We start from the raw sequence: 24,166 nt of genomic DNA on the forward strand, positions 1-24,166 counted from the left end.
AAAGGGGTTTTAATAACTGGCTCAAAGCTGAAAGCTTTCCGGAACCCCCAGCCTAGCTGGGGGTTTTCTGTGCACAACGAAAAGGTCCGATGGGTGTCGGACCTTTTATTTAACGCTTATCTGCCGCCAGCAGCGGCGGAATGCTCGGCACCATTGGCGCGTCATCAATATCTTTCTGCGTCATACGGAAGGCTTCGGGATAATGTTCGCGGCTGGTGCGACGTAGCGGTTCAGTATCGCGCCAGGTATAAAGGCAATGCTGGCACTGGTAGACCGTCCAGACATCTTTCACCGGCGATTTCGCCATCACTTCAATCTGTTCATCGGCACAACGTGGACAAATCATCTTGTTCTCCTTATTTACGTGCGGCCAGCATAGCGGTCAGTTTTTCAGCCCAGGCTTTGGTTTCCGGTAAGTCCACCACCGGCTGGCTGTAGTGACCACGGTTGTCCGGGGCGACAGGCGTAGTGGCGTCGATAATCAGCTTATCGGTGATCCCCGCCGGGCTTGAGCCAGGGTCGAGTTCCAGTACTGACATATTCGGCAACTGCACCAGATCCCCTGCCGGGTTCACTTTCGACGAAAGCGCCCACATCACCTGCGGCAGGTTGAACGGATCAACGTCTTCATCGACCATAATCACCATCTTCACGTAGCCCAGACCGTGCGGCGTGGTCATCGCACGCAGGCCCACCGCGCGGGCAAAGCCGCCGTAGCGTTTTTTGGTGGAGATAATCGCCAGCAGGCCGTGGGTGTACATGGCGTTCACCGCCTGCACTTCCGGGAACTCGGCTTTCAGTTGCTGATACAGCGGCACACAGGTGGCTGGCCCCATCAGATAGTCGATTTCGGTCCACGGCATACCGAGATAGAGCGATTCAAAAATCGGTTTGGTGCGGTAAGAGACTTTATCGATGCGCACTACGGTCATGTTGCGCCCGCCGGAGTAGTGGCCGGTAAATTCACCGAACGGCCCTTCAATCTCGCGTTTACGGCTTTCGATTACCCCTTCGAGGATCACCTCCGAGCCCCACGGCACATCAAAACCGGTCAGCGGGGCGGTGGCGATCGGGTACGGGCTTTCGCGTAGTGCGCCAGCCATTTCGTACTCTGATTGATCGTATTTCAGCGGGGTGGCGCCCATCAGGGTGATGATCGGATCGTTACCGAGCGTGATCGCAATCGGCAGATCTTCACCGCGCTCTTCTGCTTTATGCAGATGCAGGGCGATATCGTGCATCGGCACCGGTTGCAGGCCGAGCTTACGCTTGCCCTTCACTTCCATGCGGTAGATGCCGACATTCTGCTTGCCGAAGTTATCCGAGTCGAGCGGATCGCGGGAAACCACGCAGGCTTTGTCGAGATAGAAACCGCCATCGCCATCGTTTAAACGAAACAGCGGCAGAATATCGAACAGGTTGATCTCGTCGCCATCGACGGTGTTCTGCGCCCAGGCAGGATTCGCACGGCGCTCCGGGGCTATCGGGAAGTTATCCCAGCGGCGGATAAACTCATCAATCTGTTTTTTAACCGGGGTGTTTGGCGGCAGGCCGAGGGAAATTGCGTGGTTCTGCCAGGAACCGATGGTGTTCATTGCAACGCGGGCATCGGTAAAGCCGCGAATATTATCAAACCACAGCGCCGGTGCACCGTCACCGATGCGCCCGGTGGCGTTGGCAGCGGCAGCCAGATCCGGCTCGGCATTCACCTCTTCGCTGATTTTCAGTAACTGGCCGTGGTCATCAAGCGCCTGTAAGAAGCTGCGTAAATCATCAAATGCCATTATTCATTCTCCTGAGAAAAATTCCGGGCCTGCGGCAACCCTTGCCAGCGCCTGGCGTGAGGATGTTCGAGGCCAAATTGATCCAGCACGCGGGCTACCACGTGGTGGACAATGTCATCTACCGTTTCGGGATGGTTATAAAAGGCAGGCATCGGCGGCACCATCGCCACGCCCATGTGCGAAAGCGCGAGCATATTTTCGAGATGGATGGTGCTAAGCGGCATTTCACGCGGCACCAGCACCAGTTTGCGGCCTTCTTTGAGCACGACGTCCGCCGCGCGCCCTACGAGACCATCGGCGTAACCAGCGCGGATACCGGCGAGCGTTTTCATACTGCATGGAATAACGATCATGCCGTCGGTACGAAAGGAGCCGGAAGAGATGGTCGCAGCCTGATCCGCCGGGTTATGGCTGAAGTCAGCGAGGGCGGCAACATCGCGAGCGCTGTAAGGCGTTTCCAGTTCAATAGTGGTTTTCGCCCACTTCGACATCACCAGATGAGTCTCGACATTCGGCATCTCCCGCAGCGCTTGCAGTAATGCCACACCAAGAGGCGCACCGGTAGCCCCTGTCATCCCGACGATCAGTTTCATTGCTTACTCTCTTAATTGTTCGTATACGAACGTTATTATTAACATACTCCTTCATTTCCACAGCGGCAAGGATTGAAAAGTAACAACATCTTCTTCGTCACTGAAAAACCGCTATGATAGCGACAGAGAATTAGCCCGGAGTTTACATGGCGTTACGAAATAAAGCGTTCCATCAGTTACGACAGCTTTTTCAGCAGCATACGGCCCGCTGGCAGCACGAGTTACCTGACCTGACCAAACCACAGTACGCGGTGATGCGCGCCATTGCTGATAAACCTGGTATCGAACAGGTGGCACTGATGGAAGCAGCCGTCAGCACCAAAGCAACGCTGGCAGAAATGTTGGCAAGAATGGAAAATCGTGGCTTAGTCAGACGTGAACATGACACCGCTGATAAGCGGCGACGCTTTGTCTGGCTGACTGCCGAAGGAGAAAAGGTACTTGCTGCGGCGATACCGATTGGCGACAGTGTAGATGAGGAATTTTTGGGGCGTTTGAGTGGAGAAGAGCAGGAGCTGTTTATGCAGCTGGTGCGCAAGATGATGGTGTGAAAGTTCCCGCAGTAAATACCGAGGATTCCCCACCTATCAGCACAGAGCCGGATTACGAAGCCTGGATGGGCTTGACGACGTTCCCCACGCCATAAGGGCACTATCCCTTCTGGCTCTGGTAATTAATCAAACTTGTGACCTTTTCCAGCCAACACCAGGAATAACCATGGTAAACATTGAGGTACATATTTATACTTACCAAACTAATAGAATAAAAACGAAATCATTTTCAACCTTACGACATTGGTTTGGTATATTTAATGACTCCTATTCAACTTCCTCGCCCTGTGTTATTTCTTGATTTTTTTGTTCGGGAAGTCAGTTTTCAAGGCAAAGGAACTGTTCGTACAACACTGCCCGCTGATGCGTTTTTCTATACTGGCGAATCAAAAGCAACGTCTTATCTTTATTGGCAGCAAAACAGTCATGCTGCACAGCAAATGGGTATCAACCGTTGGCAAAAAAAACACCTGACATCAATACCGCGCTTACTCTCTTTTATTGATGAACGCCCCGTAATTTCCACCTTAGCAGTAGACCAGGGCAAGGATCAGCTCTGGTTCAAACCCGATATTGCCGTAATTGCCAATATTGGCCATGAATTTCTTCATGAAAATACCTGGTTTCGCACACCAGATGAGGTTGTGACACATCACTATTGCGGAAAAGAAGACTGTTTTCGTTACGTTAATTTGCATGAAATTCTTCCCTGGGGATTCTTCGGCCCGATATTGGATGTTGATGATGCGGGGATAATATGGCGCAGTGGCACAACGCCATGGCCGGTAAAACTTATTGCACCAGGCGAAACTCACTGCCATCTCTGGAGAACAACGGAAACCACTCACAAAAAACCAAATCGCAATATGGTGATGTTTATTAAAAACTACGGACTACATCAGACTGTACGATGTGTCACGCCAATGGACGCGGGACAATACGATAGTAGTCATCTATGCCGGGAAAAATTTACCGTCAGAGATGGACGTTACCATCAACGTGTAGATTAAGCTGACAAAAGAAAAAGGCCAGCCTCGCTTGAGACTGGCCTTTCTGACAGATGCTTACTTATTCGCGGAACAGCGCTTCGATATTCAGCCCCTGCGTTTGCAGGATTTCGCGCAAACGGCGCAGGCCTTCAACCTGAATCTGGCGAACACGTTCACGGGTGAGGCCAATTTCACGACCTACATCTTCCAGTGTTGCCGCTTCGTACCCCAGCAAACCGAATCGACGTGCCAGCACTTCACGCTGTTTGGCGTTCAGCTCGAACAGCCATTTGACGATGCTTTGTTTCATATCGTCATCTTGCGTGGTATCTTCCGGGCCGTTTTCTTTTTCATCGGCCAGGATGTCCAGCAACGCTTTTTCGGAATCTCCACCCAGCGGGGTGTCTACCGAGGTAATGCGCTCGTTAAGACGAAGCATACGGCTGACGTCATCAACTGGCTTATCCAGCTGCTCTGCGATCTCTTCCGCACTTGGTTCGTGGTCCAGTTTATGGGACAACTCGCGTGCGGTTCGCAGGTAAACGTTCAGCTCCTTTACGATGTGAATCGGCAAACGAATAGTACGGGTTTGGTTCATAATCGCCCGTTCGATCGTCTGGCGAATCCACTAGGTTGCGTATGTTGAGAAGCGGAAACCACGTTCCGGGTCAAACTTCTCTACCGCGCGGATCAGCCCCAGGTTGCCCTCTTCGATAAGATCCAGCAAAGCCAGACCACGATTGCCATAACGGCGGGCAATTTTTACCACCAGACGCAAGTTACTCTCGATCATCCGGCGGCGGGAGGCAACATCTCCTCGCAGTGCGCGACGCGCAAAATAAACTTCTTCTTCGGCCGTTAACAGTGGTGAATAACCAATCTCACCAAGGTAAAGCTGAGTCGCGTCCAACACACGCTGTGTGGCCCCTTGCGATAACAGTTCCTCTTCGGCCAAATCGTTATCACTGGGTTCCTCTTCTACTAAGGCCTTTTCGTCAAAAACCTCAACTCCGTTCTCATCAAATTCCGCATCTTCATTTAAATCATGAACTTTCAGCGTATTCTGACTCATAAGGTGGCTCCTACCCGTGATCCCTTGACGGAACATTCAAGCAAAAGCCTGGTTCCGCCGATTTATCGCTGCGGCAAATAGCGCAGCGGGTTTACGGATTTCCCCTTGTAACGAATTTCAAAATGCAAGCGTGTTGAACTGGTTCCGGTGCTACCCATAGTCGCTATTTTTTGCCCCGCCTTCACTTCTTGTTGTTCCCGGACCAGCATTGTGTCGTTATGGGCGTAGGCACTCAGGTAATCATCATTATGTTTGATGATAATCAGATTACCGTAGCCGCGCAGCGCGTTACCGGCATAAACAACGCGGCCATCTGCGGTCGCGATAATTGCCTGTCCTTTGCTGCCTGCGATATCAATCCCCTTGTTGCCCCCCCCAGAAGCACCAAAGGTTTCGATCACTTTGCCCTCAGTCGGCCAGCGCCAGGTGGAGATAGGCGCACTGGTTGATGTACTGCTGACAGTCGGCTCGGTTGTGCTTGCTGTTGGTACCGTTACAGGCGCTGTGACCGTGGTCCCAGTTGGCTTGTTGTTCGGCAACATTTTGTTAGCACTCTGTTCACCCGAAGACTCAGAATACGTAATTGTCGGTTGCGACGCAACAGCAACGGTGGAATTTTGTGCAGGCTTGATCACAACTCCTTGCTCTGCTGCATCGGCCTGGGTAATGGCATTTCCACCAGTGATTGGCGTACCGGAAGCATTACCCACCTGTAAGGTCTGACCTACATTCAGCGCGTATGGTGCCTGAATATTGTTGCGCTGAGCAAGGTCACGGAAATCATTGCCAGTAATCCAGGCGATATAGAAAAGTGTGTCGCCTTTTTTCACGGTGTATGTACTGCCGCTATAACTGCCTTTCGGAATGTTCCCATACTGACGGTTGTAGACGATGCGTCCGTTTTCCATCTGTACCGGCTGCTGAGCTACTGGCTGCACTGGCTGGATTTGCGGTTGTTGTGCAGATTGAATTTGTGGCTGCTGTACCGGCTGAATTTGCGGTTGCTGCGTTGTAGACGTCGTCCCCATTTTCGGCGGCGGCGTAATCAACATACCAGAATTGGTGTTTGCAGACGCATTGCCATTAACGGAGCTGACCGGTGCCGGTGGATTTGAAGTGTCAGAACAGCCTGCCAGCCATAGCGAAACCAGTGACAAAGCCGCAATGCGGCGAACGGTGAATTTTGGGCTTCCCGCGCTCATTTATCCCCCAAGAAAAATTGGTTAATAACCAGTGACATAATTACCGTGCAAGGCACCATACTGAACACTGGAAAAGATGTTCACGATACGCTGACCTGCGGCAAAATAACCAGGAAAAATCCAGGTATTTCCTCACGTTTTAAGCCAGCTCACCCTTCACTAAAGGGACAAAGCGCACGGCCTCCACGGTATCGATAATAAATTCGCCTCCCCGACGACGCACCCGTTTCAAATACTGGTGCTCCTCCCCTACGGGTAAGACGAGAATCCCGCCTTCGTCCAGCTGCGTCATTAGCGCAGTTGGAATTTCCGGCGGTGCCGCCGTAACAATGATAGCGTCAAACGGCGCACGTGCCTGCCAACCTTGCCATCCATCGCCATGACGGGTTGAAACATTATGTAAATCAAGGTTTTTCAGGCGGCGACGCGCCTGCCACTGCAAGCCTTTAATCCGTTCAACCGAGCAAACATGCTGGACAAGATGCGCCAGGATTGCCGTTTGATATCCCGAACCGGTGCCAATTTCCAGCACCCGCGACTGCGGCGTCAGCTCGAGTAATTCGGTCATTCGCGCCACCATATACGGCTGCGAAATTGTCTGCCCCTGACCTATCGGCAAGGCGATATTGTCCCAGGCTTTTTGTTCAAACGCTTCATCAACGAATTTTTCACGCGGCACGGCGGCAAGTGCATTCAGCACCTGCTCATCCTGAATACCTTGCGCACGTAATTGATCCAGAAGTGCTTGTACGCGTCTGCTTACCATTGCGTGCCAACTCCCACGCTGTTTAACCAGTCTGAAACCACATCTTGCGCGCTATGCGCAGTTAAATCCACATGCAGCGGCGTGATAGAGACATAGCCCTCATCGACCGCAGCAAAATCGGTCCCCGGACCGGCATCGCACTTACCACCCGGCGGGCCAATCCAGTACAGCGTATTGCCGCGCGGATCTTGCTGCGGGATCACCTGATCTGCCGGATGTCGGGTACCGCAGCGCGTCACGCGAATACCTTTGATTTGATCCAACGGTAAATCCGGTACGTTAATATTGAGAATACGCCCGGTGCGCAACGGCTCTTTACACAGAGCTCGCAAAATGGAACAGGTTACCGCCGCGGCAGTGTCGTAATGTTTATGCCCGTCAAGCGAGACAGCAAGCGCCGGAAATCCTAAATGACGGCCCTCCATCGCGGCGGCTACCGTACCGGAATAGATAACATCATCCCCCAGATTCGGCCCGGCGTTAATCCCCGACACAACAATGTCCGGGCGCGGACGCATCAGAGCATTCACGCCAAGATAGACGCAATCGGTCGGGGTTCCCATTTGCACAGCAATATCACCATTTTCAAAGGTAAACGTGCGCAAGGAGGATTCCAGTGTCAGAGAATTTGAAGCGCCGCTGCGGTTACGATCGGGGGCGACCACCTGAACGTCAGCAAACTCACGCAAGGCTTTCGCCAGCGTTTGTATACCGGGTGCATGTACCCCGTCATCATTACTCAGCAATATGCGCATAATCACCTGTTGTGTTGATAAGTTCCCTGACAACGCTGGTTGCAAAACTTCCCGCTGGAAGCCAGAAACGGATTTCTACGGTGACGTCATCCCACCAGTTCCAGCTTAATTGTTGCGGATACAGCAGCATCGCTCTGCGCGCGGCTTCAACTTTTTCGCGCACCAGTAAGGCTTGTAATTCAGTTTCTTCGGCGACAGCGGCTTGTTCGAATGCCAGCGCTTCACGCTGAGTTCCCCATTCGCCACTGCCCGGCAATGCAGCAGTAATCATCAGCTCTTTATCGTTGACGCGACGCTGTAATTCCGCCAGTTCTTCATTGGAGGCAACAAACCAGCTGCCACGTCCGGCTAATTGTAGCGCATCGCCGTCAACAACTTGATTAACGTCTGCTTTTTTGAGGCGCTCAGCAACAATCTGATTAAACAACGCACTGCGGGCTGCCGACAACCAAAAACTCCGTTTATTGCGATCACGCACCGGAGTATTGGTTTGCGCCCAGCGCAGCGCACCCTGCAAGTTGCTGCCGCTAATACCAAAACGTTGGGCACCAAAGTAGTTCGGTACACCTTTTACGCAAATATCGATCAGACGTTGTTCAACGTCATCACGATTGCTCACTTCGCGCAGAACCAGGGTAAAAGCGTTACCTTTCAGCGCCCCTAAACGCAGCTTACGCTTGTGCCGCGCATACTCCAGCACCTGACAACCTTCCAGTTGAAAAGCACTGAGATCGGGCATCTCTTTGCCTGGCACGCGAGCGCATAACCACTGTTCCGTAACAGCATGTTTGTCTTTTTGCCCAGCGAAGCTGACTTCACGGGCATGAATTTTCAGGAATTTCGCCAGTGCATCCGCCACAAAACGGGTATTACAGCCGTTTTTGAGGATTCTAACCAGAATATGCTCACCTTCACCATCAGGCTCAAAGCCCAAATCTTCCACCACCACAAAGTCTTCCGGATTGGCTTTCAGCAGCCCGGTACCTTGCGGTTTACCGTGGAGGTAAGTGAGATTATCAAACTCAATCATTTTGTTGCCTTAATGAGTAGCGCCACCGCTTCACAGGCAATCCCTTCCCCACGCCCGGTAAATCCTAATTTTTCCGTAGTAGTGGCTTTCACGTTAACATCATCCATATGGCAGCCGAGATCTTCGGCAATAAACACGCGCATTTGTGGAATGTGCGGCAACATCTTCGGTGCCTGAGCGATGATAGTGACATCGACGTTGCCAAGGGTATAACCCTTCGCCTGAATACGACGCCAGGCTTCGCGTAGCAGCTCGCGGCTATCGGCACCTTTAAATGCCGGATCGGTATCCGGGAACAGTTTGCCGATATCCCCCAGCGCCGCCGCGCCAAGCAATGCATCGGTCAACGCATGGAGCGCCACGTCGCCATCAGAATGCGCCAGCAATCCTTTTTCGTAAGGAATGCGTACGCCACCAATGATAATTGGGCCTTCACCGCCAAAGGCGTGTACGTCAAAACCGTGTCCAATTCGCATTATGTATTCTCCTGATGGATGGTTCGGGTGAGGTAAAACTCGGCCAGTGCCAAATCTTCCGGACGCGTGACTTTAATGTTATCCGCGCGGCCTTCGACCAACTGCGGATGGAATCCGCAATATTCCAGCGCCGAGGCTTCGTCGGTAATAGTCGCACCTTCATTTAAAGCGCGCGTCAGACAGTCATGTAACAGCTCACGAGGGAAAAATTGCGGCGTCAGCGCGTGCCATAAGCCGTTGCGATCAACGGTATGAGCAATGGCATTTTTGCCCGGTTCGGCACGTTTCATGGTATCGCGCACCGGTGCGGCGAGGATCCCCCCTGTGCGACTGGTTTCGCTCAACGCCAACAATCGCGCAAGGTCATCCTGATGCAGACAAGGACGAGCGGCGTCATGCACCAATACCCACTGCGCGCCGTCAGCGGCTTTCAGACCTGCCAGCACGGAATCGGCACGCTCATTACCGCCATCTACAACGGTGATTTGCGGATGATTCGCCAGAGGAAGTTGTGCAAAGCGGCTATCGCCAGGACTTATGGCAATGACGACACGAGTCACCCGGGGATGCGCCAGCAGCGCATGCACCGAGTGTTCAAGAATGGTTTGATTACCGATTGAGAGATATTGCTTAGGACATTCCGTTTGCATTCGACGGCCAAATCCGGCCGCCGGAACCACGGCGCAAACATCCAAATGAGTGGTTGCCATGTTAATTCCCGGGCTGATTTATCGAGTGTTTTGCCCCGCAGACTGTGCGCGTTTCGACGCGTCAGGCACCAGACGATAAAAAGTTTCGCCCGGCCTGGTCATGCTGAGTTCATTACGCGCACGCTCTTCGAGCGCCTCCTGGCCGCCATTGAGATCGTCAATTTCGGCAAAAAGTTGATCGTTTCGCGCTTTAAGTTTCGCGTTTGTAGCTTGCTGTGCCGCCACATCATCATTGACGCGGGTATAGTCATGTATACCGTTCTTACCGAACCACAGCGAATACTGTAGCCAGACCAGAATAGCCAGCAACAGCAGCGTTAGTTTACCCATCCTGCCCCCTGAAAAACGGCATCATCATCCCATGCATCCGAAGACGACTCTACATCCTCTGTTGGGGATACCGCGACAACGCGGGCAAATGTACCACATTTGTCCATTGTTACGTATACCCAGGGCGTGCAGAACATAATCTCATTATTCGTTACGGTTTGAATTATGAACAGAGGAGACGGGAAAGTACAAATTAGCCCAGTAGCCACATAAACAGTGCGCCAAACATAATGCCGACTGTCACCAGGGTGAAAACAATACTGTAGCGTAGCTTTCCGTCCATCAATGAATGCAGCGCAATCCCCACCACCACCGCGACAGGCATCAGTGCCAGAAAGAAAGGCCAGGTGTAGATAAAGAAGAACAGCGTGTTAGAGCCATAAATCAACATCGGCATCGCCAGCGCAAATAACCAGGAGACAAAACCAACCACAGCACCTGGCAGTGACCATGTGGTTTCTTCATCCTCAGTAAGGCTGTCGTTATTTGTTAGTGTAATGTTATGGCTATTACGCATATTTGATCCTGTAACTTTGACGGACCGGGCATGGAAACCCGGTGGTGTCTCAGGATCTGATAATATCGTTCTGTCTCAACAGATCTAATAATTGCTGTACCAAATTTGTTACTAATTGTTCACCATTGAGATGAATTTCTGCCGATTCAGGTGCTTCGTAAACGGAATCTATTCCCGTAAAGTTACGCAGTTCACCGGCACGTGCTTTCTTATATAAGCCTTTTGGATCGCGGGCCTCGCAAATCGCCAGCGGCGTATCGACAAACACTTCGATAAAACGCCCTTCTCCTACGCGTTCGCGAACCATCTGGCGTTCGGCGCGGTGTGGCGAGATAAACGCGGTCAGCACCACCAGTCCAGCTTCAACCATTAAATTCGCCACTTCACCGACGCGACGGATATTCTCTTTACGATCGGCATCGCTAAAACCGAGATCGCTGCATAAGCCGTGGCGGACGTTGTCGCCATCCAGCAAATACGTACTGACACCAAGGTTATGTAACGCCTCCTCCAGCGCCCCGGCGACCGTGGATTTACCGGACCCGGAGAGGCCGGTAAACCACAGCACTACACCACGATGACCGTGGTGTTGCTCGCGTTGTTGCACTGTGACCGGATGGCTATGCCAGACGACGTTTTCGTCATGCAGCGCCATTATTTATCTCCCAGTAAATCGCGCGCACCCCAGTGCGGGAAATGACGACGGACCAGGGCATTCAATTCCAGCTCGAATGCACTGAATTCAGATGGCACAGCAGTAGCCTGGCTAACTGGCTCGTGCACCATACCGGCACCCACGGTCACATTGCTCAGGCGATCGATAAAAATCAGACCACCAGTAACCGGGTTTTGCTGATAACGATCTAACACCAGCGGCTCGTCAAAAGTGAGATCCACCAAACCAATGCCGTTTAGCGGCAGATTTTCAACTTCGCGTTGAGTAAGGTTATTAATATCAACCTGATAGCGAATACCATCAACACGGGCACGCGTCTTCTTACCGGCAATTTTGATGTCGTAACTCTGGCCCGGGGAAAGCGGCTGTTCTGCCATCCATACCACATCCACCGACGCGCTCTGCACAGCCGGTAACGCTTCGTCTGCCGCCAGCAGCAGATCGCCACGGCTGATGTCGATCTCATCCGTCAGCACCAGGGTGATCGCTTCTCCGGCAAAGGCTTCTTCGCGATCGCCATCAAAGGTCACGATCCGCGCGACGTTTGATTCCACACCAGAGGGCAGCACTTTGACACGTTGCCCGACTTCCACGCGACCGGATGCCAGCGTTCCGGCGTAGCCACGAAAATCGAGATTCGGGCGGTTAACGTACTGCACCGGAAAGCGCATTGGCTGAGCATCCACCACTCGCTGGATTTCCACGGTTTCCAGCACTTCGAGCAGTGTCGGACCGCTGTACCACGGCATACTTTCACTTTGCGAAGCCACGTTGTCGCCTTCCAGCGCGGAGAGCGGCACAAAGCGAATATCCAGATTACCCGGCAACTGCTCGGCAAAGGTCAGATAATCTTCACGAATGCGGGTGAACGTCTCTTCGCTGTAATCCACCAGATCCATTTTGTTGATCGCCACGACCAGATGTTTGATACCCAACAGCGTGGAGATAAAACTGTGACGACGCGTTTGATCGAGCACGCCTTTACGGGCATCGATCAGTAAGATCGCCAGTTCGCATGTCGATGCGCCAGTCGCCATATTGCGGGTGTACTGCTCGTGCCCAGGGGTATCGGCGATTATAAATTTACGCTTCTCGGTGGAGAAATAGCGGTAAGCCACATCAATGGTGATGCCCTGTTCACGCTCAGCTTGCAGGCCGTCCACCAGCAGGGCCAGATCCAGTTTTTCGCCCTGGGTGCCGTGACGTTTACTGTCGTTATGCAGTGATGAGAGCTGATCTTCGTAGATTTGGCGGGTATCGTGCAGCAGGCGACCAATCAGGGTACTTTTGCCGTCATCGACGCTACCACAGGTCAGAAAACGCAGCAGGCTTTTATGTTGTTGCGCAATCATCCAGGCTTCGACGCCGCCTTCATTGGCGATTTGTTGTGCAAGTACGGTGTTCATCTTAAAAATACCCCTGACGTTTTTTCAGCTCCATGGATCCCGCCTGGTCGCGGTCAATCACGCGCCCCTGACGTTCACTGGTGGTGGAAACCAGCATCTCTTCGATGATTTCCGGCAGTGTTTGCGCATTTGACTCCACCGCGCCGGTCAGCGGCCAGCAGCCCAGCGTACGGAAACGCACCATCCGTTTTTTAATCACTTCGCCCGGTTGCAGGTCGATACGGTTGTCATCAATCATCATCAACATACCGTCGCGTTCCAGAACCGGACGTTCAGCAGCGAGATACAGCGGGACAATGTCGATATTTTCCAGCCAGATGTATTGCCAGATATCCTGCTCGGTCCAGTTAGAGAGCGGGAAAACGCGGATACTTTCGCCTTTGTTAATTTGCCCGTTGTAGTTGTGCCACAGCTCCGGGCGCTGATTTTTCGGGTCCCAGCGATGGAAGCGGTCACGGAAAGAGTAGATTCGCTCCTTAGCGCGGGATTTCTCTTCGTCACGACGTGCGCCACCGAAGGCGGCATCAAAACCGTACTTGTTCAACGCCTGCTTCAAACCTTCGGTTTTCATAATATCGGTATGTTTTGCGCTGCCGTGTACGAATGGATTAATCCCCATCGCCACGCCTTCCGGGTTTTTATGCACCAGCAACTCGCAGCCATAGGCTTTAGCCGTACGATCGCGAAACTCATACATCTCGCGGAATTTCCAGCCAGTATCAACATGCAGCAGAGGGAAAGGCAGCGTACCCGGATAAAACGCCTTGCGCGCCAGATGCAGCATGACGCTGGAATCTTTACCGATAGAGTAGAGCATCACCGGATTTGAGAATTCTGCCGCCACCTCACGAATAATGTGGATGCTTTCCGCCTCCAGTTGCCGCAGGTGAGTAAGTCGTTTTTGATCCATAACCGTTCCTTTGCAATACCGCTATTTTCTTGCCATCAGATGTTTCGACTATAGGGAGCGTAAGAGAACGAATGAAATTACCAATTAGAATGAGTAGTTCCTTAACGGAATAACGATTTGGCAAAGCTAATATCAAAAAGTGCTTAAGGCACCGGATTTCGGGCGTTTAGGAAGATTTGAAATTGTTTTAGCGCAGCGGCAGTTTCATACTATGGCGGTAAAAAAATTTGCATGGTATTTAAGGACTCACTATGTTTTCCGCATTGCGCCACCGTACCGCTGCCCTGGCGCTCGGCGTATGCTTTATTCTCCCCGTACACGCCTCGTCACCTAAACCTGGTGATTTTGCTAATACACAGGCACGACATATTGCTACTTTCTTTCCGGGACGCATGACCGGAACTCCTGCAGAAATGTTATCTGCCGATTATATCAATCAGCAGTTTCAACAGATGGGTTATCGCAGCGATATTCGGACATTTAATAGCCGTTATATCTTCACCGATAAAAACAAGCGTAAAAGCTGGCATAACGTGACAGGAAGTACGGTGATTGCCGCTCATGAAGGAAAAGTGCCCCAGCAAATCATCATCATGGCGCATCTTGATACCTATGCTCCGCAAAGCGATGCAGATATTGATGCCAACCTTGGGGGGTTAACATTACAAGGTGTGGATGATAATGCCGCAGGCCTTGGTGTTATGCTTGAACTGGCAGAGCGCCTGAAAGATATTCCGACTGAGTATGGGATTCGTTTTATTGCCACCAGTGGTGAAGAGGAAGGGAAATTAGGTGCTGAGAATTTACTCAAGCGCATGAGCGATACTGAAAAGAAAAATACCCTGCTGGTGATTAATCTCGATAATTTGATCGTGGGCGATAAGCTTTATTTTAATAGTGGCGTAAATACACCAGAAGCTGTCAGGAAATTAACCCGTGATCGAGCGCTGGCAATTGCGCGTAATCATGGGATTGCAGCGACAACAAATCCAGGTTTGAATAAAAACTATCCGAAAGGCACCGGGTGTTGTAACGATGCAGAAGTTTTCGACAAAGCCGGTATTGCGGTACTTTCGGTGGAGGCGACCAACTGGAATCTTGGAAATAAGGATGGTTATCAGCAACGCGCAAAAACACCGGCCTTCCCGGCGGGAAATAGCTGGCATGATGTAAGGCTTGATAATCAACAGCATATTGATAAGGCGCTTCCTGGAAGAATAGAACGTCGCTGCCGTGACGTTATGCGGATAATGCTACCGCTGGTGAAGGAACTGGCGAAGGCGTCATGAGGCGTTTGAAAATGGGAGTTGGGAGTTCCCCCGCTGACGCGGGGGAGCTCAGTTATGGGTAACAGTACCCCAGAACCGAGAGCGGTTTATCCCCGCTGGCGCGGGGAACACTTATCATCACTAAAACGGCAGGAAAATAAATCCGGTTTATCCCCGCTGGCGCGGGGAACACTTTTCCATTTAAGTTATTCTAATGCTCCTTGACGGTTTATCCCCGCTGGCGCGGGGAACACTGCGGTCTGAATCTCAATACCGAATTTCGTCTCGGTTTATCCCCGCTGGCGCGGGGAACACGCGCGGGGCCACGCACACAACCTGCGAGAGTCCGGTTTATCCCCGCTGGCGCGGGGAACACACTAAGCATACGTATCTGTTTTTAAACAATTTTATTCCACATCAACAATCTACCAACTAAATTCAAACATTTCCTTATTTTTAAAGAACGGGTAACTTATTGATTCTCAACAGGAAGAAACGAAACCAACCGTAACCCATCCAAATCCACCGGAATACGTCTGTTTTCACCCCAGGTCTGAAATTCAAAACCCGACTCGGTATTGGTCGCCCAGGCCATGACCACATTTCCGCAACCTGCCAGTTGGGAGATTTGCTGCCAGATCATCTCCCGAATACGTTTGGATGTATCACCAACATAAACACCAGCACGCACTTCCAGTAGCCAGATCGCGAGCCGTCCACGTAAGCGCGGCGGGACATTTTCTGTAACAACCACGACCATGCTCATCCGCTGCGCCCCCGGTGACCACTATCACCCAGCGTTTCAGGTTCCGGGATAGCTGGCGGTAACATATCCGGCGCGGGTTGTGGTGGTTCAATTTCACCGGCGGCAAGGACTTCCTCAATTAACGGGATTAATTTGCCCGTTAACTTAGTGCTACGGAAAATATCGCGACAGGCCAACCTGACTTCTTTATCTGGTTCTGCGGGTTGCCTCGCCGCTATTTCAAATGCCTTTGGCACAACCAAATCAAATTTAATGATATCGGCTATGTCATAAACAAATGAAAGCGGTTTGCCACTATGGATAAATCCAATAGCGGGCGCATATCCCGCGGCTAATACCGCCGCTTCAGATATACCGTACAGGCATGATGTGGCAGCACTGATGCAGCGATTCACAACATCGCCTTTTTCCCAGTCTTTAGGATCGTAGTTGCGACCATTCCATTTCACACCATATTGCTTCGCCAGTAATGCATAGGTCTGGCGTACTCGGGCTCCCTCAATTCCCCGTAGCTGCTCCACTGAACGGCGAGCTGGCGGTGGTTCACGAAAACGTAATTCATACATTTTGCGCACCACCTTCAACCGTAGATCTTCCGTTAAAGCCAGCTTTGCCTGGTAGAGTAATTTATCTGCCCGCGCCCCTCCAGGTTGTCCGGGGGAGTAAACGCGAACGCCCGCTTCACCGACCCAGACCAGCAGTGTCCCCACCGTGGCGGCCAGATGCACCGCCGCGTGGGAAACTCTCGTTCCTGGTTCGAGCATTATGCAAGCGACCGATCCCACCGGAATATGCGTGCGGATCCCTGTTTTGTCGATCAGCACGAAAGCGCCATCCAGTACGTCGATCTGACCGTACTGGAGGAAGATCATGGAGGTGCGATCTTTTAATGGGATCGGACTCAGTGGTACAAACGTCACGCCTCTGCTCCGGGTTTGATTAACATCAGACCACAGCCGAACGCCCGGCTTTTGCCATACCCCAGGCAGAGACGTTGCAGAAATAACCCTGGCTCGGTGACCGTCAGCATCCCCGTATAATCCACGCTACTGAACTGGATCAGTTGCCGGGCATTTTCCCGCCGCAGTTGCTGTTGTCGGTAGGCATCGACCGAGGTATCCAGCAGTGTAAAACCACTTCTCTCTCCCTGCGCAGCCAGCCAGCCCAGCACCGCCTGTTGTTGATGCAACCAGACATCACTTCCTTCCGCCTGCCCCCTCACCTGCCGTTTCGCCTCCATCAGCAGATCGTGGCGCTTACCCGCTTTACAGACTGTTGGATTCGCCCGCAGGTTGAAACAAAGGGATTGTCCGGTACGCAGCTCCGGCGCAAATGACCGGCATTCGATGGTGAACATTTCACTTTCCGCCGGGCGTTCCTGCGACAGGACAAAAAAGCGAAACGCGCCCTGGAGTTCTTCCCGACGATAAAGAAATTGCCTTTCTTTGCCGCCAGGAAAAAGATCCCACAGCCACTGATGCATCACATATTCACCGCGATCCACCAGATGCAGTAACTGCGCAGGCGAAAGCTGGCCGGTATGTAAGGTTATTCTTGAGAGGTACATGGTTCCTCCTTGCTGAGCCACGGCCCCTGATTGACGGTGCGTTCCCCAAACAGCCACTGCTGACGATTTAAAGGAACATCCCGGCGGCGTAATATTTTGCTCGAGACCAGGCCATCGTGCTCCCCTTCCCACCAGCATTCATCCTGAAGTTTCGGGAGTGAGACTTTCAGTTCGTGGAAACGATCCTGATACTGTTGGTATGCGTTACGTAAGGCATCAGACGCGTTACCTTCAAGCAGTAACGGCGCAAGGGGTAATGCCAGCGGATGGCTTTTTCGCCCCAGATAAAGCGGAAAAACCGGATGGCGTAAACCTTCCTGCAACTGTTCGAGGCTGTAAGGCGCATCAGCTGTTGTTGCCACGGCCACCATCCACCAGGCATCGGTGTAGTAGTCGCGCCGGGAGATAATCGCGCTTAGAAGATCAGGGGCGCTCAACTCTTCGCGACGGCTGAAATAACGCGCTTTACGCACCTCTTTTGGCATCTGGACCGTGTGATAATCCCGTGCCCAGCGCGGGTTACGGCTGGCGCAAACCACCAGTGAATAGTGGCGATTAAACGCGTTTAAGCATTCGGTGTCATCACGCCGTATCCCTACCCCGGCAGCCAGCAGCCCCAGCAATGCTGAACGCGAAGGCAGTTCATGGGTATGACGCACCTCACCGGGTGCATCAACGCCCCAGGATGCCATTGGCCCATGAAGCTGAAAAATCAGATATTGGCTCATAAGCCGCCCCTTACGCGCAGATAAAGTCCAGCACGTCCTTCATGCTTCCCTGTTTGTTCATCACGTCAAAACTTGCGCATTCGGTCTTCTGTTCGTAAACCGTATTCATGTTTTCGCGAAGCGTTGTAATACGCTGCACTGCCACATCTAACTGACGTGTGCCATTAATGGGTTCATAGAAAGCCGCCGCCAGAGAACGCGGTTGTTCGGTGCCTTTTTCTGCCAGCGCCCAGGAGGCGTAGGCACGGCTGGCAAAGCTGTTTTGTTTACCGGTTGGGGAAACTTTAAACGCTGCTTCCGTAAAGGCGCGCAGGGTCTGATTAGCTAATGCTTCGTCACCGCCGAGGTTTTCGACCAGCAGATCTTTATCAATGCAGATATAGGTGTAGAACAGCGCAGAACCAAATCCAGTTTCACCAAGATGCCCTGCACCAGCATCTTCAGAGACCTGGCGCAAATCATCAACGGCGGTGAAAAAATCATCTTCGACAATCGTTTCACTGACACCAAACGCGTGCGCGACCTGACAGGCGGCTTCAACATTAAACTCGGGTTTATTCGCCAGCATACGACCAAACATGGCGATATCTACCGCCATGCGGTCTTTACGTAACAAAGCGAGATCGTCCTCTTTTGGCGCGCGCTTTTCTTCTGCCAGTTGATGGGCCAGCGCTTTTACGGCGTCAAATTCTGCCGGGCTGATATGGACGAGCTGTTCAGTTTCAGCGTTAGTGAGCGGATCTTTTGGTTTTTTGTCTTTTTTGGCTTTACCAAGATAATCGGCAATATCTGCCGCCCATTCGATGGCTTTTTTTTCTTCGATTCCTTTCTCAATCATGATAGTTGCTGCCTCGCGCGCGATACGCCCACTACGAATACCAATATGGCCCGCCAGCGCCTGTTCAAAAAGTGCAGAAGTGCGCCACGCACGTTTCAGACTTTGCGAGGAAACGCGCAGACGCGTTGCTCCACCCAGCACCACGGTTTTCGGCGCACCGGTGTCATCACGGTTAAGATTGGCTGCAGGGTAAGCGGTTAACAAATGGAGCTGAATAAATGTCGTCATGAGATAGTCCTTTATTAATTTTGTTCGTTATCGGCGTCGCCAGCCTGGTAATATTCCAGCGCCCAGCGGATACGGATAAATTCTGTTGGCCGCTGCTGACGGCGGTGATGGTTGAGCAGGTCGTCACTCTCCTGGCACCAGCGGAAAATATCGTCTGCCAAAGAGATAAGATTGACGGAACCGTTTAATAATTTGACCGCGCGACGTAACTGGCGCAGTAAATCATCCGGCGTTTTTACTGCCGACAGGCGCGAAAACCGCCCTTCTGACATTACTGCCGCCAGCTGCGCGGCAAAAGGCTGCCGTTCATCAATGGCTTTTACATTGGCGCTAACTGCAGCGACCAGTGCCAGTGCGGTAAAACGCCACTCTTGCGCTTCAACTTTCCACAACGTGTGGGTCTGCATTAGCAGAGAACGAAACCCTTCTGACAAACAAACATCATTAACCGTCGTACTACGCCGCAGACTGGCACGATTGCCGCGTTTTTCCTGCAATTCCTCGTGCCATTTGCGCAGCGTGGCTTTGTGCTCCTCTTTTACAATACTCATTCAGCAGCCTCCTGCTTTTTCTCCCTGGCGGCTTTAGCACTTTGCTTCTCCGCCGATGTTGTAAAATATTTCTTGCGCGCGGTCATGACGCGTTTCAAATCAACGGGCTCATAAGGATTAGTGAATACCCGCTCGTCAAAATCCTGACGCGCGAATAACCACATTTCCTTTTGCCATTTGCTGAGTAATTCATCCGCCTCCTGACCTTCTTCAATTTGACGCACTAACCTCAGGAAGCGATGCTGAGTTTTGTTCCAGAAGTCGATATCCACAAAACTGAAATCACCCCGTGCACCTTTTGGATCGGAGAACCATGCTTCTTTCAATGCACTCCGTAACAGACTTAGAATCCGTGAAGCCGTTTGCGCAGCCAGCCGCAGCTTTGGTATCTGGCCTTCTTTTTTATTGAGCAGTAGCGGGAAATGGTGTTCGTACCAACAGCGCGCTTTCATGTTGTCGAAATCATAGCCAAATCCCCACAGGCCCACTTTTGCCTGTTTCAGACTGCTGGCATTAAAGAGTTTCACCACCAGCGCGGGAAATTCCGTATTGTTTTCTGACTTACCCGTTTCGATAAGACCTAACCAGTCGCGCCAGATTAAACCGCCCGGTTGTGGCTTGACCGAGTAAAGCTCGCCGCCCTCTTTAAGTGGTACACGGTAGGGCGTTAAGGGATGCTGCCACATGGCATAATTCGCACCGTAATTTTTGGTCGTCATCAGGCTCAGGAGCGCATCGCTCTGCTCACCGCAAATATCGCAGTTGCCGACTGTCGTGGTATTAAAATCAACACGTATGCGCCGAGGCATTCCCCAGTACGCCTGGAGTTTGTTGACCTGATCATCAGTTACCACCGCACCGGCCAGTTCACTGGTACGCGTCGGGCCAAGCCAGGGGAAAACCAGATCGTCAAATTTTTTGGGTAGCGGTAAGTCAGATTCATCCTGCGGCATCACGTTGAGCCACAGTTTGCGCCACAAGGGTGTTTGTTGATTGCCCTGATATTCCTGTAATTCAATCAGCGTCGTCATCGGCCCACCGCCGCGCAAACCGGTGCGATAGCCTTTGCCACCTGACGGTGCATTTAACTGTAGGGAGAACAGAGCTAACGCAGAACAATGAGGGCATACGTGTTCAGTCACGCCACGCTTAATAAAGTGGTCTTTATTGAACTTCGTTGTTTGAGCGCCGGGAATTTCAGGCAGTAACGAAGCGACAGGAACTTTATCTCCCGTAAGCGCCTCGAAATCCTGCATAAATGAAGGGGAATCTGGGCCAAACTGGAAAGCATGTTCTAAAGATAGCAATGCTTCCCTTAGCTTTTCAGCTTCCAGTCCGTCTTCCCATATATCATCCCAACGACGATGATCTTTTGGCGCAAAGCTGGTTTGTAGTAGCCCCAGCAAAAACTGCCATGCCGCACCTTGTAAATCTGCTCGCGGTGCGGCGATATCGACAACATTTTCATCAGCCAGATCGACTGGTGCCAGCTTGCCTGTTGTTCCGTCTTTATAACGAACGGGCAACCACGGGGTTGTCAGAAGTGAAAACGAGTTCATACGCATCCTCTCGTAAAAAAGACCATCCCTGGTCGGTTGTCCATCCTTCCATCCTTTTTTGTGTATCAACTATTCAGAGAATCCTGTCGCAGGCATCTCAACCAACCTTGCCAATCAATCCCTCCGTAGCCGAATATCCACAACTTTCGTCATCGGTGACTAAAATCACGTTTGCCATCTCCGGATCTTGCCGCTGTTCAACGCACCACTGCCTGAACGCATCCCCTTCCAGTAAAGAAAACTCATCCCGATGTTTTTTCCACCAGCTTCGGCGCACTCTGACAACGCTCATTTCCCATGCGTGTGCACCGGTGGCATAAGGCTTCACTACACCGTCAATACAGCTAGCCAGCCACAGGGAAACAGACTCTTCAGCCAGACGTGTCGACAGTTTTTCCGGGAGGTAATCGTTGATATTGGCGGCATAGCCGGGCCTGAAGTTCAGCACAAACTTATTAGCCATTGAACGATCGCAGTAGTATTTGCCCACTTGCTCCTGCTCGCTGCGGGCAAACCCTTCCGGCATTACCACGTCCTCACCGTAGACTGATTCAATCAGAAGCCGGGCTGAGTGTGGCATCTGAATCGCGCCTTGTTCACGCAGCACACGCTGCGTCAACCAGATTCGCCCATGATCGGGATAGACAAATGCACTGTTACGCATGGCACTGGCAAACCATTCTTCACCCGGAGAGTCGTCCCAGACGGGGGCCAGAATCAGCAATACAGGAGGGTGACGCTCGTCTTTACCGTCACGCTTTAACTGACCATTAATATCGCGGATATGTCGCTGTAATCGCCCTGCTCGCTGGATCAGCAAATCAACAGGGGCAAGGTCGGAAATCATTTCGTCCAGGTCGCAGTCGACGCTCTGCTCCAGGACCTGAGTACAAATGAGGACTTTTCCGGCACGCTGTGAACAGTCTTCTTTACCAAAGCGTGCCAGCGTCTCCGTTTCAATTCGCTGGCGATCGCTGAAAGCAAAGCGGCTATGAAAAAGTGAAAGGCTGGAAGCAGGAATGACGCCGCGGGCAAGCAGCTGACGATGAACCTGGATGGCGTCATCGACAGAATTCCGAATCCAGGCGATGCATTTCCCCTGACTTACCGCCGATTCGATACGCGCAATACACTCTTGTTCGCTATGAAGCCAACCCACACTCACGCTGCGCTCAACGTCTTTGCGCGTCGCTACCCGGTGCGAATGCACATCGGATTTCGTGACATGCGTCAGCCAGGGATAATCATCTTTTTCCAGCAACGGAGCTTCTTGCTGGCCCTCTGCACCACGCGCAAAGGCGGCGACGAGTTTGTCACGCTGCTGTTGAGACAACGTAGCAGAAAGCAAAATAACGCTGTTTCCGCCACGCGCCTGCCGCTCGATCAGCCCTTCAAGAATGCACGACATATAAGCGTCACAGGCGTGGATCTCATCGGCTAGCAGGATTTTGTTACTCAGCCCCAGAAGCCGCAGATTATTATGTTTGAACGGCATCACCGCCATCATCGCCTGATCCAGCGTGCCGACGCCAATTTCAGCCAGCAACGCCTTCTTGTTACTGTCAGCAAACCAGGCCGCACATCCCTGACTGAACGCTTGTTCATCCGGTTCTTCTGACCCCACAAAATCACCAGACCACAGCGATGCGTTAAAGCGATCCATTAGCGAACGAGCGCTGTGTGCCAGCACCAGGCTGGGGCGGGATTGTGGCGAATAGAAAGCAAGCCAGGTTTTTACCAGCCTATCGTACATGGCATTGGCCGTTGCCATTGTTGGCAAACCAAAAAACAAACCCTGTGCTTTCCCCGCAGACATCAACCTGTGCGCCAGGATAAGCGCCGCTTCTGTTTTACCTGCGCCAGTCACATCTTCCAGAATAAACAACTGTGGTCCTGGCTGGCTGATATCCAGATCCAACACCTTTTGCTGTAACGGTGTTGGGTTCTCAATAAAAGGAAACAGCGTATTAATTCCAGTGAAAGGCGCGCTTTCTGCTTTTGGGGGAAAGACGGTTAATGCGTTTTGAGCCTGAACTAAAGCCTTCTGCCAGTAATCTTTAATATCCATTACGTGTGCGACACGTGGAAAAAATCGCGTTGACGATCCCGTCCAGTCTGCGAGTACGACGGTTGCAGAGATATACCAGGAAAGATGTTTTATAAGTTCAACGCCCTCGTCATCATCCCAGAATGTAGGGATCTCGATGAGCGGAAACAGTACCTTGATTTCAAGGAGAAAATCCCTTGCGGCAGCTTTGTCTTCAGGCAGAAAGTTGTCCAGTTCATCGATACGATCAGGAGGCCGACCATGATGCCCGGTTGTCATGGGCATCCACATCTCTATTACCCGTTTAAGTTTGCGGGGAGAGAGTGAAGATGAGGGAAGCAACTCTTCACATTCAATTAAATAATGATTCCACAACCAGTAACCCAGCGTTGAATGAGAGATCTTTTCGTAATTCTTTCTTGCGCCTTCCGGAACCTTGAGTTGTGGGTGCAGGTAAAGTTGCTGAAATGAGCGGGCAAATTTTCCAGTATCGTGCCAGCACAACAACCAGGCGAAAAATTGTGCTGCCTGATCCGTGTCAGCGAAACCTAATTGACGAAAATAGTCAGCCAGCCCGAAACAGTTGTTTTTGACCATTAAATAGCCTATCGCGGCTACATCCAGCGAATGCCAGCAAAGAAGGTGATAATCGTCGCCACCCTCTTTCTCGCCACGTCGGGTTTTTCCCCAGAAATCAAAGAAAGTCACAATGTTTTTATCCTTCAGTAAAACTTAAAGGATATTTACGCATATATTAAAAATTATCTGTGATATATATCGTTCAATAAAGTATTTACATTATGAATAATTCAATGATTTTCATCTGTGATATATATAAATAATAAAC

24 protein-coding genes, 2 pseudogenes and 1 CRISPR repeat array are annotated in these 24,166 nt (G+C 51.7%); of the genes and pseudogenes, 3 read left to right on the plus strand and 23 right to left on the minus strand.

The window, feature by feature from the left end; genetic code table 11:
• Positions 1–109: 109 nt before the first annotated feature.
• From FQ015_RS00010 to FQ015_RS00020, 3 genes are read right to left on the minus strand one after another with little or no spacing between them, the layout of a single operon-like run.
• Positions 110–346, minus strand: coding sequence for a non-oxidative hydroxyarylic acid decarboxylases subunit D (locus tag FQ015_RS00010; protein WP_000562980.1), 237 nt, complete (start codon positions 344–346; stop codon positions 110–112).
• 10 nt (positions 347–356) lie between these two features.
• Positions 357–1,784 carry a non-oxidative hydroxyarylic acid decarboxylases subunit C gene (locus FQ015_RS00015; protein WP_160523540.1) on the minus strand — a complete coding sequence of 476 codons (1,428 nt, stop codon included), beginning with the start codon at positions 1,782–1,784 and terminating at the stop codon, positions 357–359.
• Positions 1,784–2,377, minus strand: coding sequence for a non-oxidative hydroxyarylic acid decarboxylases subunit B (locus FQ015_RS00020; protein ID WP_160523541.1), 594 nt, complete (start codon positions 2,375–2,377; stop codon positions 1,784–1,786). The genes FQ015_RS00015 and FQ015_RS00020 overlap by 1 nt, the downstream gene beginning before the upstream one ends.
• A 146-nt stretch (positions 2,378–2,523) precedes the next feature.
• Between FQ015_RS00020 and FQ015_RS00025 the strand changes: the two genes are divergently transcribed.
• Both FQ015_RS00025 and FQ015_RS00030 read left to right on the plus strand, forming a co-directional pair.
• On the plus strand, positions 2,524–2,928 hold the full coding sequence (locus tag FQ015_RS00025; protein ID WP_001208081.1) for a MarR family winged helix-turn-helix transcriptional regulator: 405 nt from the start codon (positions 2,524–2,526) through the stop codon (positions 2,926–2,928).
• Between the two features lie 260 nt (positions 2,929–3,188).
• A complete protein-coding gene (locus tag FQ015_RS00030; protein ID WP_148936340.1) occupies positions 3,189–3,938 on the plus strand; it encodes a hypothetical protein in 750 nt (249 codons plus the stop codon).
• A gap of 58 nt (positions 3,939–3,996) precedes the next feature.
• Here the strand turns inward: FQ015_RS00030 and rpoS are convergent.
• From rpoS to cysD, 12 genes and pseudogenes are all read right to left on the minus strand, one after another.
• Positions 3,997–4,989, minus strand: a pseudogene (rpoS, locus tag FQ015_RS00035) (RNA polymerase sigma factor RpoS).
• 62 nt (positions 4,990–5,051) lie between these two features.
• On the minus strand, positions 5,052–6,146 hold the full coding sequence (gene nlpD, locus FQ015_RS00040) for a murein hydrolase activator NlpD (RefSeq protein WP_337191366.1): 1,095 nt from the start codon (positions 6,144–6,146) through the stop codon (positions 5,052–5,054).
• 184 nt (positions 6,147–6,330) lie between these two features.
• On the minus strand, positions 6,331–6,957 hold the full coding sequence (gene pcm, locus FQ015_RS00045) for a protein-L-isoaspartate O-methyltransferase (protein WP_000254708.1): 627 nt from the start codon (positions 6,955–6,957) through the stop codon (positions 6,331–6,333).
• Complete coding sequence (gene surE, locus FQ015_RS00050) at positions 6,951–7,712, minus strand: 5'/3'-nucleotidase SurE (protein ID WP_001295182.1); 762 nt, start codon at positions 7,710–7,712, stop codon at positions 6,951–6,953. Before surE ends, pcm begins: the two co-directional genes overlap by 7 nt.
• The gene (truD, locus tag FQ015_RS00055) at positions 7,693–8,742 is read right to left on the minus strand and encodes a tRNA pseudouridine(13) synthase TruD (RefSeq protein WP_000568944.1); all 1,050 of its coding nucleotides are present in this window, start codon (positions 8,740–8,742) and stop codon (positions 7,693–7,695) included. Before truD ends, surE begins: the two co-directional genes overlap by 20 nt.
• Entirely contained in the window at positions 8,739–9,218 is a 480-nt protein-coding gene (gene ispF, locus FQ015_RS00060; protein WP_001219242.1) for a 2-C-methyl-D-erythritol 2,4-cyclodiphosphate synthase, read from the minus strand. The genes truD and ispF overlap by 4 nt, the downstream gene beginning before the upstream one ends.
• Positions 9,218–9,928 carry a 2-C-methyl-D-erythritol 4-phosphate cytidylyltransferase gene (gene ispD / locus FQ015_RS00065; RefSeq protein WP_032303660.1) on the minus strand — a complete coding sequence of 237 codons (711 nt, stop codon included), beginning with the start codon at positions 9,926–9,928 and terminating at the stop codon, positions 9,218–9,220. The genes ispF and ispD overlap by 1 nt, the downstream gene beginning before the upstream one ends.
• Before the next feature lie 18 nt (positions 9,929–9,946).
• Positions 9,947–10,258: a cell division protein FtsB gene (ftsB, locus tag FQ015_RS00070; RefSeq protein WP_000517477.1), complete on the minus strand. Its 312-nt coding sequence runs from the start codon at positions 10,256–10,258 to the stop codon at positions 9,947–9,949.
• Between the two features lie 193 nt (positions 10,259–10,451).
• Entirely contained in the window at positions 10,452–10,775 is a 324-nt protein-coding gene (locus FQ015_RS00075) for a DUF3561 family protein (RefSeq protein WP_001246111.1), read from the minus strand.
• A gap of 49 nt (positions 10,776–10,824) precedes the next feature.
• The gene (cysC, locus tag FQ015_RS00080) at positions 10,825–11,430 is read right to left on the minus strand and encodes an adenylyl-sulfate kinase (RefSeq protein WP_039021008.1); all 606 of its coding nucleotides are present in this window, start codon (positions 11,428–11,430) and stop codon (positions 10,825–10,827) included.
• The gene (cysN, locus tag FQ015_RS00085; protein ID WP_160523543.1) at positions 11,430–12,857 is read right to left on the minus strand and encodes a sulfate adenylyltransferase subunit CysN; all 1,428 of its coding nucleotides are present in this window, start codon (positions 12,855–12,857) and stop codon (positions 11,430–11,432) included. Before cysN ends, cysC begins: the two co-directional genes overlap by 1 nt.
• Position 12,858: 1 nt before the next feature.
• Complete coding sequence (cysD, locus tag FQ015_RS00090; RefSeq protein ID WP_000372392.1) at positions 12,859–13,767, minus strand: sulfate adenylyltransferase subunit CysD; 909 nt, start codon at positions 13,765–13,767, stop codon at positions 12,859–12,861.
• Between the two features lie 251 nt (positions 13,768–14,018).
• Here cysD and iap point away from each other — a divergent pair, with 251 nt between their 5' ends.
• The gene (gene iap / locus FQ015_RS00095) at positions 14,019–15,056 is read left to right on the plus strand and encodes an alkaline phosphatase isozyme conversion aminopeptidase (RefSeq protein ID WP_160523544.1); all 1,038 of its coding nucleotides are present in this window, start codon (positions 14,019–14,021) and stop codon (positions 15,054–15,056) included.
• Between the two features lie 82 nt (positions 15,057–15,138).
• A CRISPR array of direct repeats spans positions 15,139–15,411; the repeat unit is 29 nt; unit sequence CGGTTTATCCCCGCTGGCGCGGGGAACAC.
• A 96-nt stretch (positions 15,412–15,507) separates the two neighbouring features.
• Here the strand turns inward: iap and cas2e are convergent.
• From cas2e to cas3, 8 genes and pseudogenes are all read right to left on the minus strand, one after another.
• Positions 15,508–15,801, minus strand: coding sequence for a type I-E CRISPR-associated endoribonuclease Cas2e (cas2e, locus tag FQ015_RS00100; protein ID WP_000063171.1), 294 nt, complete (start codon positions 15,799–15,801; stop codon positions 15,508–15,510).
• Positions 15,798–16,721: a type I-E CRISPR-associated endonuclease Cas1e gene (cas1e, locus tag FQ015_RS00105; RefSeq protein WP_000144840.1), complete on the minus strand. Its 924-nt coding sequence runs from the start codon at positions 16,719–16,721 to the stop codon at positions 15,798–15,800. Before cas1e ends, cas2e begins: the two co-directional genes overlap by 4 nt.
• Positions 16,718–17,368, minus strand: a complete 651-nt coding sequence (gene cas6e / locus FQ015_RS00110; RefSeq protein ID WP_160523545.1) for a type I-E CRISPR-associated protein Cas6/Cse3/CasE — start codon at positions 17,366–17,368, stop codon at positions 16,718–16,720. Before cas6e ends, cas1e begins: the two co-directional genes overlap by 4 nt.
• Positions 17,350–18,096 (minus strand): type I-E CRISPR-associated protein Cas5/CasD, encoded by a 747-nt coding sequence (gene cas5e, locus FQ015_RS00115; protein ID WP_000085046.1) that lies wholly within the window; start codon positions 18,094–18,096, stop codon positions 17,350–17,352. The genes cas6e and cas5e overlap by 19 nt, the downstream gene beginning before the upstream one ends.
• 10 nt (positions 18,097–18,106) lie before the next feature.
• The gene (cas7e, locus tag FQ015_RS00120) at positions 18,107–19,162 is read right to left on the minus strand and encodes a type I-E CRISPR-associated protein Cas7/Cse4/CasC (protein WP_000206455.1); all 1,056 of its coding nucleotides are present in this window, start codon (positions 19,160–19,162) and stop codon (positions 18,107–18,109) included.
• Positions 19,163–19,176: 14 nt separating this feature from the next.
• A complete protein-coding gene (gene casB / locus FQ015_RS00125) occupies positions 19,177–19,713 on the minus strand; it encodes a type I-E CRISPR-associated protein Cse2/CasB (protein ID WP_000029337.1) in 537 nt (178 codons plus the stop codon).
• The gene (gene casA / locus FQ015_RS00130; protein WP_160523546.1) at positions 19,710–21,272 is read right to left on the minus strand and encodes a type I-E CRISPR-associated protein Cse1/CasA; all 1,563 of its coding nucleotides are present in this window, start codon (positions 21,270–21,272) and stop codon (positions 19,710–19,712) included. The genes casB and casA overlap by 4 nt, the downstream gene beginning before the upstream one ends.
• A gap of 97 nt (positions 21,273–21,369) precedes the next feature.
• Positions 21,370–24,070, minus strand: a pseudogene (gene cas3, locus FQ015_RS00135) (CRISPR-associated helicase Cas3').
• Positions 24,071–24,166: the final 96 nt, after the last annotated feature.

Source organism: Escherichia sp. HH26CH (genome assembly GCF_009820205.1).
Lineage (GTDB): Bacteria > Pseudomonadota > Gammaproteobacteria > Enterobacterales > Enterobacteriaceae > Escherichia > Escherichia coli_F.